We start from the raw sequence: 385 nt of genomic DNA on the forward strand, positions 1-385 counted from the left end.
ATTCGAATACGACCCCGCCGACAACCTGATCGGCAAACTCGACCAGCAACCCGCGGCACAACACCGTCAACTGCTGCACTACGACGCCACCGGCCGCATCATCGCAAGCCAGGACAGCCTGCACGGCCAGCGCGAAACCTTCGCCTACGATGCCGCCGCCAACCTGCTCGACGGCCCGCAGACGGGCGCCGGGTTGGTGGTGCATAACAAACTGCTGACGTATCAGGACAAGCGTTATCGCTACGATGCGTTTGGACGGATGATCGAGAAGCGCAGCGCCAAGCGTGGCGTGCAGCGGTTTGTGTATGACGCAGAAAGCCGGTTGGTTGAAGTGCGTAATGAAAGCGGCAGCGTGGTCAGGATGGCGTATGACCCGTTGGGGCGG

1 protein-coding gene is annotated in these 385 nt (G+C 61.6%); it reads left to right on the forward strand.

Going from position 1 to position 385, the window contains the following annotated elements; translation table 11 throughout:
* Positions 1–385: RHS repeat domain-containing protein (locus L8K08_RS30210; RefSeq protein WP_242201995.1), on the forward strand; the 385-nt coding region annotated here is incomplete at both ends.

Origin of the sequence: Pseudomonas sp. TREG-RG-20F-10-E-6-01, assembly GCF_022662455.1 — a bacterium.
Taxonomy (GTDB): Bacteria; Pseudomonadota; Gammaproteobacteria; order Pseudomonadales; family Pseudomonadaceae; genus Aquipseudomonas.